The 13,398-nt window shown below is 42.0% G+C and carries 13 protein-coding genes, 1 tRNA gene and 3 pseudogenes; 9 read left to right on the forward strand and 8 right to left on the reverse strand.

From position 1 onward, the window contains the following. Positions 1 to 84: 84 nt before the first annotated feature. Positions 85 to 1,052 (reverse strand): annotated as a pseudogene (speB, locus tag G7Y90_RS13880) (agmatinase). Positions 1,053 to 1,360: 308 nt separating this feature from the next. Between speB and G7Y90_RS13885 the strand changes: the two are divergent. Then, positions 1,361 to 1,714 carry a LysR family transcriptional regulator gene (locus G7Y90_RS13885; RefSeq protein WP_250162672.1) on the forward strand — a complete coding sequence of 118 codons (354 nt, stop codon included), beginning with the start codon at positions 1,361 to 1,363 and terminating at the stop codon, positions 1,712 to 1,714. A 108-nt stretch (positions 1,715 to 1,822) separates the two neighbouring features. Beyond that, positions 1,823 to 2,182 (forward strand): hypothetical protein, encoded by a 360-nt coding sequence (locus G7Y90_RS13890; protein WP_250162673.1) that lies wholly within the window; start codon positions 1,823 to 1,825, stop codon positions 2,180 to 2,182. A 40-nt stretch (positions 2,183 to 2,222) separates the two neighbouring features. On the opposite strand, the pseudogene G7Y90_RS13895 reads toward G7Y90_RS13890, so the two are convergent. From G7Y90_RS13895 to G7Y90_RS13905, 3 genes and pseudogenes are all read right to left on the reverse strand, one after another. Further along, positions 2,223 to 3,990, reverse strand: a pseudogene (locus G7Y90_RS13895) (potassium/proton antiporter). 198 nt (positions 3,991 to 4,188) lie between these two features. After that, positions 4,189 to 4,533, reverse strand: a complete 345-nt coding sequence (locus tag G7Y90_RS13900; RefSeq protein ID WP_250162674.1) for a GlpM family protein — start codon at positions 4,531 to 4,533, stop codon at positions 4,189 to 4,191. Between the two features lie 189 nt (positions 4,534 to 4,722). Further along, entirely contained in the window at positions 4,723 to 6,396 is a 1,674-nt protein-coding gene (locus tag G7Y90_RS13905; RefSeq protein WP_250162675.1) for an alpha-keto acid decarboxylase family protein, read from the reverse strand. 260 nt (positions 6,397 to 6,656) lie between these two features. Here G7Y90_RS13905 and G7Y90_RS13910 point away from each other — a divergent pair. After that, a tRNA-Gly gene (locus tag G7Y90_RS13910) sits at positions 6,657 to 6,731 on the forward strand. Positions 6,732 to 7,204: 473 nt separating this feature from the next. On the opposite strand, the gene G7Y90_RS13915 is transcribed toward G7Y90_RS13910, so the two are convergent. After that, positions 7,205 to 7,438: a helix-turn-helix domain-containing protein gene (locus G7Y90_RS13915; RefSeq protein ID WP_193009007.1), complete on the reverse strand. Its 234-nt coding sequence runs from the start codon at positions 7,436 to 7,438 to the stop codon at positions 7,205 to 7,207. Positions 7,439 to 7,558: 120 nt separating this feature from the next. Here G7Y90_RS13915 and G7Y90_RS13920 point away from each other — a divergent pair, with 120 nt between their 5' ends. The 4 genes from G7Y90_RS13920 to G7Y90_RS13935 all read left to right on the forward strand — a co-directional run bounded on the left by G7Y90_RS13920 (position 7,559) and on the right by G7Y90_RS13935 (position 9,653). Next, positions 7,559 to 7,774: a hypothetical protein gene (locus G7Y90_RS13920; protein WP_021815097.1), complete on the forward strand. Its 216-nt coding sequence runs from the start codon at positions 7,559 to 7,561 to the stop codon at positions 7,772 to 7,774. Between the two features lie 16 nt (positions 7,775 to 7,790). Next, positions 7,791 to 9,035, forward strand: coding sequence for a tyrosine-type recombinase/integrase (locus tag G7Y90_RS13925; protein ID WP_250162676.1), 1,245 nt, complete (start codon positions 7,791 to 7,793; stop codon positions 9,033 to 9,035). Then, positions 9,032 to 9,169 (forward strand): hypothetical protein, encoded by a 138-nt coding sequence (locus G7Y90_RS13930; protein WP_250162677.1) that lies wholly within the window; start codon positions 9,032 to 9,034, stop codon positions 9,167 to 9,169. Before G7Y90_RS13925 ends, G7Y90_RS13930 begins: the two co-directional genes overlap by 4 nt. A gap of 166 nt (positions 9,170 to 9,335) precedes the next feature. Then, positions 9,336 to 9,653 (forward strand): hypothetical protein, encoded by a 318-nt coding sequence (locus G7Y90_RS13935; protein WP_250162678.1) that lies wholly within the window; start codon positions 9,336 to 9,338, stop codon positions 9,651 to 9,653. 227 nt (positions 9,654 to 9,880) lie between these two features. On the opposite strand, the gene G7Y90_RS13940 is transcribed toward G7Y90_RS13935, so the two are convergent. Next, positions 9,881 to 10,447, reverse strand: a complete 567-nt coding sequence (locus G7Y90_RS13940; RefSeq protein WP_250162679.1) for a hypothetical protein — start codon at positions 10,445 to 10,447, stop codon at positions 9,881 to 9,883. 391 nt (positions 10,448 to 10,838) lie between these two features. Continuing rightward, the gene (locus G7Y90_RS13945; RefSeq protein ID WP_193217025.1) at positions 10,839 to 11,408 is read right to left on the reverse strand and encodes a DMT family transporter; all 570 of its coding nucleotides are present in this window, start codon (positions 11,406 to 11,408) and stop codon (positions 10,839 to 10,841) included. Between the two features lie 95 nt (positions 11,409 to 11,503). Between G7Y90_RS13945 and G7Y90_RS19255 the strand changes: the two are divergent. Both G7Y90_RS19255 and G7Y90_RS13950 read left to right on the forward strand, forming a co-directional pair. Further along, positions 11,504 to 11,689 (forward strand): annotated as a pseudogene (locus G7Y90_RS19255) (LysR family transcriptional regulator); the annotation flags it as partial. Then, positions 11,690 to 12,427, forward strand: a complete 738-nt coding sequence (locus G7Y90_RS13950) for a LysR substrate-binding domain-containing protein (RefSeq protein WP_250162680.1) — start codon at positions 11,690 to 11,692, stop codon at positions 12,425 to 12,427. Positions 12,428 to 12,792: 365 nt separating this feature from the next. Here the strand turns inward: G7Y90_RS13950 and G7Y90_RS13955 are convergent, their stop codons facing one another. Beyond that, positions 12,793 to 13,311 carry a MarR family winged helix-turn-helix transcriptional regulator gene (locus G7Y90_RS13955; protein WP_193008865.1) on the reverse strand — a complete coding sequence of 173 codons (519 nt, stop codon included), beginning with the start codon at positions 13,309 to 13,311 and terminating at the stop codon, positions 12,793 to 12,795. Positions 13,312 to 13,398 lie beyond the last annotated feature (87 nt).

The following is a 13,398-nucleotide window of genomic DNA, read 5'->3' on the forward strand; positions in this document are numbered from 1 at the left end:
TTGTTCAGTGTCAAAACCCAAGCTGCCCTTTAATCCATTATAAAAAGCAGCTTGATAAAAGCAGTTTGCGATTACAAATCATTCTTAATACACCGCCTTTACCTTATCGTCATAGCGCACACCCGGTAAGATACATAACATCTCAAACAGTAAGTTTGCCGCCAATACTGAGGTGTTACCAAAGGGGTCATAAGGAGGAGACACTTCTACTAAATCGCCACCCACCACATCAAGTCCGCGCATACCGCGAATGATTTCTATCGCTTGCGTTGAGGTCAAGCCACCGATTTCAGCAGTGCCCGTACCCGGTGCAAACGCAGGATCAATACCATCGATATCGAAACTTAAATAGACGGGGCCATCACCGAGCTTTTCGCGTACTTCTGCCATCAATGGCGTCAGAGACTTGTACCAGCATTCCTCGGCAGGGACAACACGAAAGCCTTGTTGGGTTGACCAATCAAACTCTTCGGCGCTATAGCCTGTACCACGTAAGCCAATCTGTACCACGCGGTTGCCATCGATTAAGTTCTCTTCGACAGCACGGCGGAACGGTGTACCATGAGCGATTTTTTCGCCAAACATCTCATCGTTGATATCTGCATGCGCATCGATATGCACCATGCCGACAGGGCCGTGTTTTTTGGCAAGCGCACGCAAGATAGGCAAGGCAATGGTATGATCGCCGCCCAAAGTCAATGGAATAGCACCATGATTCACGATTTTATCGGTATAGAATTTTTCGATGATATCAATACTTTTAAGAGATTAAAGGTATTGATAGGCACGTCGCCGATATCAGCAACTTGTAAAGACTCAAAAGGCGCTGCACGAGTGGCGACATTATAAGGACGAATCATGCGTGATTCATCACGAATTTGTCGTGGGCCCAATCTCGCACCACTACGGTTTGACGCACCGATATCTAAAGGCACACCCACAAACGCCACATCTAACCCTTCTGCATCGGCCTGAGTCGGCAAGCGCATCATAGAAGCAAAGCCGCCAAATCTTGGCATATCGTTGCCGCTTAATGGTTGATTGAATTTCATAAATCACATCCTGTTTCAGTTTGTTTAAAATAGGCAATTTTTTATATGCTTTGACAATACCTAAATATTTGAAGTCAGACCATGGTAAAATTTAGAAGTAAACTTCTGATTTTCGTAGTAATTTAGATTTAACCGTTATTATCAGAAGTTTGATATAAATTTGATGTTAGAAAAGTGATAAATAGAAGATGCATTTTGATGGACATCAGAGGTACTGAGGAATAATGACCGATGCTAGATGAATTGATAAAAATAGACATCAAAACCTTGCGTAGCTTTATGGCAATCGTAGATTAGAATGTCAGGGCGTGACAGCCGCACAGTCTCGCTTAAATGTGACGACCTCTGTCATTAGTGGTCATTTGACCCATTTAGAAGATCGCTTAGGCATGACGCTTTGTCATCGCGGACGCGCGGGTTTTAAGCTCACAGAAGATGGTGCAGCAGTATATGAAGCTTGCTTGAGTTTTTACCGAAGGGTTGCCAGTTTTCAGCATCAACTGCACTATATTCGCCAATTGGATTCGGTGCGTGGCGGTCATATCCGACTGTGTCTCATTGACCAGATGCCGACGTTTTTTTATGACGCCTTGCGCCAATGCTTGGCTGCTAGCTATCGTGCAATCCCCTTATTCACTTTCTATCGATGTGCAAAGCCCTGAAAGCATGCTAGAGAAGCTGCTAAGCAACGAGTGATATTGTGTGGGATATTTTTGGCAGTTTTCCACCACTACCACTTTTCAACCAGCGTTTATTAAAAAACAAGAGGTGTGTGTGGGCGCGAGCATCGATTGTTTTATGAATCAGAAGGGTTAACATTTGAGGATTTGGAACAAAACTATCCATGGATAAAACGAGGCTATATTACCGATTTGAGTATCAATCATGTCCGCCCAAAAACTTTGAGTGCCACCACTTATCACATGGAGGAAACTGCGCCAGCTCATTCTGGCGGGTCATCATGTTGGTTACTTGCCCATGATTTAGCCAAGCGTTATGAAGAAATGGGGCTGATGAAAATACTACTGCCCAATGAGGCCAGTTACGAGGTCAAGCATCATTGGGCTTATCGAGAAAACTTACACAAACAAGTCGCCGAATTCTTAAGTCAAATGACGCGTCTTTTGTGAATAATGACGGCAAATAGCTACATAGCTACCCTACTGTTAATCACTTTAGATGCTTTAAACCAATCGTTCTAAGCTTTCCTTTATCATCCACTTCTTTTATGACCAACGACCATTCGTCATTGATCGACCGTATCACCCGATACTGGCTTTATCTCTAAGCTATCATTGATATATTCAGCGACTGTTTGATCCCACATGCTTTTGGCGCTGTCTTCAGATTTGGATTTGAGTTTATCGACAAGCGACTCAGACGCCATAATACTGGTAAAAAACGGTAAATCTCCAAGCTTCACACTTGGGGATAGCAGCCAATCGCCATAAAAATCATCCATGGCTTTATGGTCAAGGGTCGTGTCATTGAAAATCTTAGCAATTTGGGTGGCGTGGTTCCCTGTCATCGCATACCACACCCTATCACCGCATTTGAGCTTGGTATTTTCATCAACAACGATAATATGCTGCCTGCGTACCAAGGCAAAGACACTTATTTCATTAGGGCTTATGCGCTTAGAGATGGCCATTGGATGACGATCAATCGCAAATGCCCCTGACTTTACTTCAAACTCATATAAAGTAATGCTTGCTTTGTCAGATACCCAAACCTCATGCTCTTCTGGGTCTTATTACTAGGAATACGCACTTTGAATAAATTTGCCATAAAAGGAATGGTTGTGCCTTGTAAAACCAAAGACAAAACCACCACGCCAAAAGCAATATCAAACAACATAAAGCGCCATCTATTCCCGCCATCACCGGTAATATGGCAAGCGTAATAGGAACCGCACCGCGCAAGCCAACCCAAGAAATAAAGCCAATTTCTCTATCTTTAAATTTAAAGGGTTTCACACTGATATAGACCGCAATAGGGCGAGCAATAAAATCATAAAAGCGGCAATCGCGACGGAGTAATACCAAACATCAATCACATGCGATGGCGTCACCAATAACCCTAGTACCACAAACAATACCGCTTGTGACAACCACGCAAAGCTATCCATCACCCGCATCACATGCTCAGTTGAGCGCACTTTATGGTTGCCAATTAGCACACCAGTGAGATAAATTGCCAGAAATCCGCTACCGCCAATCAGATTAGTCGCGGCAAAAACTGCCAGGCCCGCAGACATGATCAAAATGGCATACATACCCTCTGCCAAGTGTATTTTTGGTAATAGCCTTGCCAATAAATAACCAAACAGTAAGCCCATGCCCAAACCAAAGCCAAGCTGCTGTAATAACAACCCTAAAAAGCCCAGTATTGTCTGTCCAGCGGGATCAACATTTAAAGCGATTAATCCTGTCACCAGCAAAATAGCCAAAGGATCGTTCGCGCCCGATTCTAGCTCCAATGTGGCTTGCACACGATCGTTAAGTTTGACGCCGCCATTACGCAATAGCGAAAACACCGCTGCTGCATCGGTTGAACCAACAATGGCCGCCATCAACAAACCAAGACGCCAATCAACATCGAGTAGCCAAGTGACGAATATACCCAGTATTATTACCGTCGCAAGTACGCCCCAAGTGGCTAAGGTAATAGCAGGCTTGAGACCCACTCGAAATGACTTAAAAGACGTGCGTAGCCCACCATCCAACAAGATACAAGCAAGAGCCGCCTGCCCAACGAAATTAGCAAGCCCGTATTGGGCAAACTCGATACCTAAAATACCATCTTCGCCTGCCAACATCCCTACGATCAAAAACAACAGCAATAGCGGAACGCCCAAGCGCGCCGATAACGTACTTGCCATAATACTGGCGAAAATTAACAATGCCCCTACGAGATAGATGATATTTAAGGTATCCATTTTTTTTAAGCCCTATTTTTATAAATTGTAATGAATGGAGTTATCGCGATAATTTTAGTTTTAGTTTGCTACAGGTCACACCATAAAATCGCTCTTAAGAAAACATCTACGACCGAATCTATAAAAATTATCTGTAGAAATATGTACTGAATTTCATATATACCTTTGATAATTGCCTTTGACAGAGTTTACGTTTTTTTAACCACAACTAAGCCTGAATGTACTGCCATGTAGGACCAAAATCGCTGCGGCTATTGTCCAAGCGACAACGCCGAACAGTAATGCCTTATAATAAGCTGACGTAACGATGCTAAAAAACACCACAAAGGTATAAATAAGATGCGGTATGACACCGAGCATACTAAATATTAATGCGACTTTTAAATCAGCGGGGCTACGCTCAGTACCAACAATAAAGTGACTGATTAACGTAAATGTGGGGAACAGTGGCGCGAGTGCTGCCAAATAAAAAAATCTGGTTTGCGCGAATAATTGAATCGCCAATACCATTAGAGCACCAATAAGCATTTTTAACCAAATCACGACGGGGTCATCTCCTATGGAATGATAAGGGCTGGAAATAGCCCAATCCACCATGATACTAAAGTCTGCAAACCGACATAAGAGCAATAGCTGATTAATTAATCTATATGATAAAAAAGTGCAAAAAACCCCATCTAGCAATGGTGCTAAATGGGGCTATTCATTTTGATGAAGCGAGTTTTTTATTACTCACTCAATCGTTTTTGGCTTCAGTGCGGCACTGATATCGGCGAGTAGTGGCGGGATATCATGCTTATCAGCGATGACCTCCAACATAACCAACTTGTCTTTTACAGCTGCCGCTTGCGTAAGAGCCGCTTTTAACTCGCCTGCTGTTTCTGCTTTTAGCAGCAGACTATTATCATCGGTAGCACCAAAAGCTTTTGGCATCATCTGCCAGTTACACTTAGGAATGTCATTATAGCGCTGGTTTTCACCATGAATCGCCCGCTCCACGGTATAGCCATCATTATTAATCAGTACAATCACTGGATTGATATGCTCTTGAATCATCACCGCGATTTCTTGAATGGTCAATAATGCTGAGCCATCACCAATTAATAAAACACTGCGCTTGTTTGGCGATGCAATAGCCGCACCCAAACTTGCCGGTAGCGTATAACCAATCGAACCCCACATTGGTTGTCCATAACAAGTCACGCCTTCTGGTAAACGCACATCACTGATGCCAAAATACGCCGTTCCCTGTTCTGCAAACACCAAATTATTATGGTCTAGATGATCGGCAATGATATGCCATAGATCATCTTGAAGAATAGCCTCGCTGTCCTTACCCTGCTGCTCATGCGGCTTGACTTCTTTACAGAACTGCTTTGGCACAATATTAATATCTGAGGTCAAGACTTCATGTAGCGTTTTTAGGGCGTCTTTTAGGGCAATGGGCGCAAAGTTTTTGCCAGCAATGCTCGCGCGCTCATAATGCAAATCAACCACTGTACTTTCATCAATATCTTGGCTAAAACCTGCCGTCGTAGTATCGGTATATTGCACACCGATTTTTATTAAGCACTCACAGTTTTCGACTGCATCCTTGACCACGGGACGTGATGCCACGCCAGCATAAGTCCCTGCCCAGCGCTCACTATTTTCGTCAAGCAAAGTTTTGCCCCACGATAACGTCGTATAAGGAATATCTGTATCGGCAATCAATGCCTTAAGCTGATTTTGCAGCCCTAAACGATGCACCATCAAATCTGCCATCAGCGTCGTGGTTTTGTTTGGCAGAAACTCTATGAGCGCTTGTTTAAAATCTGCCAATGCTGCTTGACTGGTGATGTCTTCTTGGCTATCAACAAGCTTTGTAGTCGGCGGATAAATAGGTTGACGAGCAACGTCAGGCGATAGTAACAGATAGCCTGGACGATGTTTTTTAAGAATTAAGCGAATCACACGGTCGATTTCTGAGGCAGCATTTTCAGGGGTAAGCTGTGCTCGTGCTACCGTGACTGGCTCTACCATTTTAATAAAATGATTGAATACGCCATCACCAAGTGAGTGATGGATGCGGCGCTTTGAATCTTGTAGAGCCGTACTTGGCGCGCCCACGATATGTAGCACTGGTGCATACTCAGCAAAAGAGCCTGCGGTCGCGTTAATCGCTGACAATTCTCCCACCCCAAAGGTCGTCACCATCGCCGCAAAGCCGCGCTCACGCGCATAGCCGTCCGCTGCGTAACCTGCATTTAACTCGTTGGTGTTACCCACCCAGCGCAGCTTATCAGAGGCGATAATGTTGTCTAAAAACGTTAAGTTGAAATCACCAGGTACGCCAAATATCTCTGATGCGCCTGCTTCTGCGACACGATCAAACAAATAATCAGCGATGGTATATTGTTGACTCATAGTACTTATCCTTAAGCGTTATCTTTATAAATCATAAAAATGATTAATATGGTTAAAGTCATTATAAAACTGTATTCCAGCCTATTTATAGAAAGCAAAGCTTTTGGAATATAGATTACAACAATCTGTTATATCACAGATGAAGGCTAGGATAATATGCCAATTTACTATCTTTTACTTTTTTCATACTAACTGTTGACACGTTCAAAAAACTGCGTATAATACGCCTTCATCAACTGACGATAGTTAATTGATAATTAGCGGGAATAGCTCAGTGGTAGAGCATAACCTTGCCAAGGTTGGGGTCGAGAGTTCGAATCTCTTTTCCCGCTCCAAATACTTAAAAAGCCTCACTTAACAGTGAGGCTTTTTTTTGTCCAATTTTCGGGGCTTGTAGAAGATATTTTGAAAAATCTTTTCCAATCTAGTTAAGTTTAGCTACTCAATCAAAAAGCTCATTTTCAGTGCGGTGCCCATTTGGTGCCTAAACCGTGCCCTGCCCTGAAATTGCATATACGAATCTGACCACAACCTAGCTATTTTTAGTTCAAAAACCATCATGACACCTAACCTAGTGAATTTGGCACTATGCTGATTTTTGAACCCAACCTCAATTCAGCAAAAAACGTGTTTCTCAGATGCTTAGTTTTTGGAAATACGTTTCAAATTTATAGTATTTTTACTGGTCTTCACTTAAAAAGCGATGACTACAACCTAACAATAAAAAATTTATTAAGCCTCGTAAGCATCTTTTGGCTCTAGTAAACCTTTAGCTAGAAATTTCCTATCACCTATAGCGACAGTTAATTTACTCTTCTAAAGAGTCGTCCTCACCAAGTTCATCTGGAACGTATTTCAAAATATCCCCTGGCGTTACTTCTAATACATTACATAGCTTGCTCAAAGTATCGAACTCAATTCTAGTCGTATCATCGTTATAGATCCTATGCAGCGTCGATTTACTGATATCTGTCATTCTCACTAAATCTGCCACACGCAACCTTCTTTCTGCCAAAAGAACAGGTAAGTTACATGAAATCACAATAAATTCCTTATTGGTAAGTAAAAAGTACTTGCCAATGACTACTTTTCTGATAATATAGTACTCGTTGGCAACAACAAAGTGTTTATTAAAAACTATTTAACTGACTGGAGAACTATTATGTCACAGACTTATCTCACTACTCAAGAATTAGCCGATCGTATCAAATACGATGCACGTACTATCCGTAACCAACTTAAGGACACTGTTTTGATTGAGAATATTCATTACATACGCCCTTTTGGTGGTCGTAAGATTCTGTATGTATGGGAGCGTATCGAAGAGGATATGTGTAAGCCGGTGATGAGCGCTATTAACGGTATGGCACTTCAATAATAGAAGGAGGTTTATTATGGCTACTATACAAGGACGGTTTGGCAAACTAATTGCCGACTTCTACTACCTAGGTATACGTTGTCGAGAAAAGACTAGCTTGGAAGACAACCCAGCTAACAGAAAAAAATTAGCGACTGTTTTGAAAAAAATGGAAGCAGAAATAACCCTAGGCATCTTTGACTATGGCACCTACTTTCCGAAGAGTACGCGTTTAAAAGAGATGACAGCACTGGTTGATAGAGCGGAAGCTTGTATCAGTCGCAACCCTACCTTTAGGCAGTTTGTCGATATTTGGTATGAGGAGAAGAAGATTGAGTGGCGGCCGAGCTATCGGCAAAAGACGCAGATTATTTTGAGCAAGTACTTATTACCTGAGTTTGGTGGTAAAGCGGTACATGCGATAAAAAAACCAGACTTGCTGACCTTCCGTAGCTCCCTCGCCAAAGTTCGTTACGGTAAAGATAGTCAGTCAAGTCTGTCAGTAGCACGAATCAATCAGATCATGATACTTCTTCGTATGATACTAGAAGAAGCATCAGATCGCCATGAGTTTGAGATGCCTTATAAAAATATTAAGAACCTCAAGCAAGCGCGTCCTGATGTAAATCCTTTTACATTGAGTGAGGTGTGGCTGATATTAAAGCATGTCCGTGCTGATTATAGGCCCTACTACACCATCCGCTTCTTTACAGGGATGCGTACCAGTGAGATTGATGGGCTGAAGTGGGACTGCATTAACTTTGATCGGCGTGAGATCAGTATTCGCGGTGCATTAGTGAATGGGGAGATGGGTCCAACGAAGACGTTAGGCTCACAACGTGATATTGCGATGTCGCAGTTGGTCTATGACGCACTACAAGAGCAGAAGGCACGCACCTTTGGTAAGTCTGAGTTTGTGTTTTGCAACTTACAAGGTAATCCCATGGAGTACCGTAATGTGAACAGGCGGGTATGGAAACCCACCCTTGCCCTACTCGGCCTCAAACACCGGCGTGCTTATCAAACTCGACACACGGCAGCGACGCTTTGGCTCGCTGCTGGTGAGAATCCTGAGTGGATTGCTCGGCAGATGGGTCACAGTAGTACGGAGATGCTGTTTCGGGTGTATAGCCGCTATGTACCTGACATTACCCGTCAGGATGGCTCTGCGATGGATAATTTGCTACTAGCTAGCAAGGAGAAGCTGACCAGCGCATCGAATAGCTCTGAGGCTGAAGCACTCATCAGGAATAAACAGACTGACAAGGAGACGTCACAATGACAATCATCAATTATGAAGAGCTGTTTGCTGAACTTAAACCTGACGGTGCAATCAGTGAGGATGCGAATAAGATTGCTAATGCATTGATGCGTGAGTTTATATTTCATCGGGTCATAACCTCGCACGCTTCTTAGGAGTAAAGCACTGTTTTGCTAATGATATGGCGATGCGTGTGTGGGTTCAGAAGCGCTTGGAGGTGGATCTTGACTATGTTGATTGAGGATATGCGTTGTCAGCTTCAAAGCGAGCTTTATGAGCTACTACCGCACTCTGACTATGTCGGCTACTAAGGAGAATGTAATGAGTGTAAAACTTCAGCCGAATATGACGCAGAACGCACGAGATCTAAAAATCTGTGAGGATTACTGGGCATATGATAATCAAAGCGACTACGTTAAGCACGTAAAAGCGCTTTGTCAGACGTATGAGATTAGCCCTCAAGTACTATTCAAGACAATCGGTGAGTGTTTTGCTTATTTAGATGATGTGCTTTGTGAGTACTGCGGCTATGTGTGCCCTTTACAGATACCAGCAGACATTCCGTATATGCGCTCAAAAGAGCGTTGGTGCTGTGAGGTATGTGAGCATGCTGTGTGGCGCGAACCTAATCATAGATAAGTCGTTCAAATTTTAAAGCCAGACAGCTTAGGTTGTCTGGCTTTTTTGTGGGCAGCAGATCTTCTCTTAAATACAGCTTAAATTTAGTGTGCCACTACAACGTCGAGATGGTTTATTTTTTGGTCAAGATAGCCCAAGCTAAGACTTCTAAAAAAGGTAGAGGGTAGTATGAGCCCAGTTTAGGCTAAAAACTTGGCTTTAAAAGATAAATACAGGAAAAAGTTAGTTTAAAATTGACTGTAGTCCACTTTAACGAGTTTAGATTCCTGAACCTTTTTTAGTTTGAATGTCTTAGTCTTTTCATCCCAAATGTTGACATAATAGGTGATAAGTTGTTTACCGATGGTTTCGTTGACTTGCTCGCCTTCACAATTGCGGCTGATAAATAAGCGGCTATTGGGATAGAAAGCCAAACGCTCGTTGTCATCAAGTTCTGCGCCGTCTGCGAAGCATTCTGCGCCACTTTCATAAGGGGTTACACTATCCTCAGTTTCACCCAGTGGGATACCGTATACTTTGCCAGTACGTTTATCAATCATAGCCCCTGATACACAGCTTGTACCACAGCCCCAGGTTGTTACGATATAGTTACCCGCGAAGTTAATTTCACCATCTTTATGAGCTGCTTTCAGTCGAGTACGAAAAGAGCTCCAGTCACCTAATTTTAAGGGTGCTTGTTTAGCGTTATAGATTTTAGCAGGGTATTTTTCAAAGCTGTAACCAGCGATGGTTTCAGCATGAGAAGTAGAGATACAAGCCAAGGCAAAACAAAGATAAGCCGCAAGATTTTTCATAAGAATTCCTTTTTTAATAGCGGTCAGTACAGAAAACGGAAATTATAGTACGGTAATTACATTTGTTTAATTCTACATAAATTAAGTTAAATAATTTTTCTAAAATTACTTATTAAAATAATAACCTGATAAGGTTTGGTCAAGTCTTACAAGCTCTATATTGAGCTTAAATACAATCAAACTATAATTCAAAAGGATTTGGGGATAAAATCACCTAGACAGGTTTATCATGAGTTTTATTGCAACGCCGCTTGATTAAAATCTCCCAAGTTTGGTTCTAGGGACTTAATAGCATACCCCAGTTATCTTTTTTCAAATACAGGCTTAACAAGATCACCAAATAGTATTTGAATAATTAATTCTCATTGTTTACGCATTGATATAGATATGACTAGCTTTCAAAATGAGAAACAGACTTAGCACTACTTGTCGACGTACTTTCTATGGTATTTAAATTGCCAGCTATGCTAGCTTTAACGTTACTTGAATTGGTAGATGAGGGCGTGAGCCACAGCACCATGATCATGCCTAGTAGAACAAAAGTAACACCTACTAAACGGCCAGCATTTATCTCTTTCACCGGTAAATTCATAAGACCGTACTGGTCTAATATTAATGAAATAAGCATTTGACCTGCTATCACGCAAACAATAAAGCGAGTTGCGCCTAAGCGAGGGACTAGAATTAATGCGGATGTAATATAGATGACGCCAGCTATGCCACCAAACCAGACCCACATTGGTAATTGTCTGATTTCACTCAATATGGGCGTAGGGACACGCATAGAAAGAATGACAGGTATCGCTATAAGTACACTCACCAATAACGACACTACCGTTGCCCAAAGAGGATGTCCAAGAGCACGGCCTAGCTCAGCGTTACTTGCAGCTTGGAGAGGGACTAAAGCGCCAGCAACTAAGGCGATAAAGGCAAAAGAGATGCCAGTAAGCGATATATTCATACGTTTGCTCCAGATTTATTTAATTTTCTGGAATAATTATTTCATATTAAAAATTTGAATTGAAATTATTGTTTTTTTACTTCACTATTCGTTATATGAATAACTTAAGACGTATTGACCTTAATTTGCTCGTGACGTTGCACGCATTATTAGTAGAAAAGCACGTATCACGAGCCGCTCTCCGGTTACATAAAAGTCAGCCGGCAGTTAGCCACGCACTGGCCCATTTACGTACCCTATTTGATGACCCTCTATTGGTTCGACGTTCAGGAAAATTGGAATTGACTTCGCGAGCGAGCGAGTTAATCCTGCCGTTGACTGATGTTCTAGAGCAGCTCGGTGCGTTGATTGAGACCCCAGAATTTAATCCTCTCAGTGCGAAGCGAGTATTTCGTCTGGCTATGTCTGACTATGGCGCGCGTGTATTTATGCCGAGTTTGGTGCGCTCATTAAGAGTGCTTGCGCCTGGCATTGAGCTTGAGGTGAGTCAAGGAAGCCGCGAAGCGATGATGGCGGATGTGTTCGATGGTGAAACTGACATGGCTTTCGGTGTATTCCCAGATAAAGTGCCAGAAGCGCTTCGTATGCACACCTTGTTTGTTGAGTCTTTTGCTTGTTTAGCAGACAAAAAAACTTTGCCAGAGACTGGTATTCTCGATAAAGATAGTTGGTTAGCTCGACCGCATATCCTCGTTGCCATGCAATCAGGTGCTAATAATGAGATTGAACGTGCACTTAGTGGCGCAGGATTAAGTCGCGATGTTGTAATGACTTTGCCACATTGGGGAATTGCCAATCAATTAGTGGCTGGTACTGACCTGATTTTGACAGCGGCGCGGCGTAGCTTTGATATGACTGATAGCAACTCACAGGTTAAAATATTTGAACCGCCTTTTCCAATTGAATCATTCGATTTTAAATTACTATGGCATCAACGCCGTGAGGGTGATGCGGCGCATAACTGGCTGAGGCAATTAATTATTAGTCTGCTCAATTCAGAACTTAACGAAAGAAGTTAGCAGAGCCACCTAAAATAATGACTCAATCTAACAACGTATACTTATTAGCAATCATAGCCTGCTGATCATAAATGTGTTCATAGCGCTTTCTGACCTATGCTGTTAAATATGTAGAAAATAACATTAATATTTCGATGACTGTACATTCCACTTGATCAATTTAATGAGCTGATAATTGCTGAACTGATTTAATCAGTTCGGTACCTTAGTGAGGACTTGTATATTAGGCTGTAGGCTACTGATATCTTCCGTAAGGTATGGAATTACGGCTTACTTGTAATGCACATTAATTAAGCTTTTCGAGGATAAGTTCAATTGTTTTCGATTACCTACTATTTATCTCTACATAAAGATATTTTTTATATCTAAACAATAGGCAGGTTATTCTCAATTTTCTTTAATAATAAATTGAGAATAAGTAGCTCTTCCTCACTCATATCACTCATCAAGTCATTCTCCAATTGCACGTGTGATGCGACGGCTCTATCAATCAATTCAAGACCTTTTGGGGTTAGTTTGACTAATAAGCTTCGTTTGTCCTCTGGGTTATCAATGCGCTCAATAAGTTCCTTCTTTTCTAAATGCTGTAAGCGATTGGTCATCGTACCAGAACTCACCATCATGCTATCAAATAAAACGGTTGGGCTCATTAGATATGGGGTGCCTGTGCGTCGTAATGTCGCCAACACATCAAATTCCCAATGTGATATTTTATAATTTATCTTATAGTTAGCAGATAGCTTTCGCATTAATATTACTTCTAACCGCTTTATACGCCCTATGGTCTCCATTGCTAACAAGCTATCAGTAGCAAATCCTTGGTTTTGCCACTGACTAATAATCTTCTGTACTGCATCTTCTTGTGTACACCCTTCAGTTTGCATTGATTTACTCCTCGGTATGATCAGAATATTTATGATTTTGGAGATATTAAAACTTCTATTTCTACTGAAAATTCCTCATAAGCAGTA

The sequence above is a fragment of the Psychrobacter sp. WY6 genome (assembly GCF_018448495.1).
Classification (GTDB): domain Bacteria; phylum Pseudomonadota; class Gammaproteobacteria; order Pseudomonadales; family Moraxellaceae; genus Psychrobacter.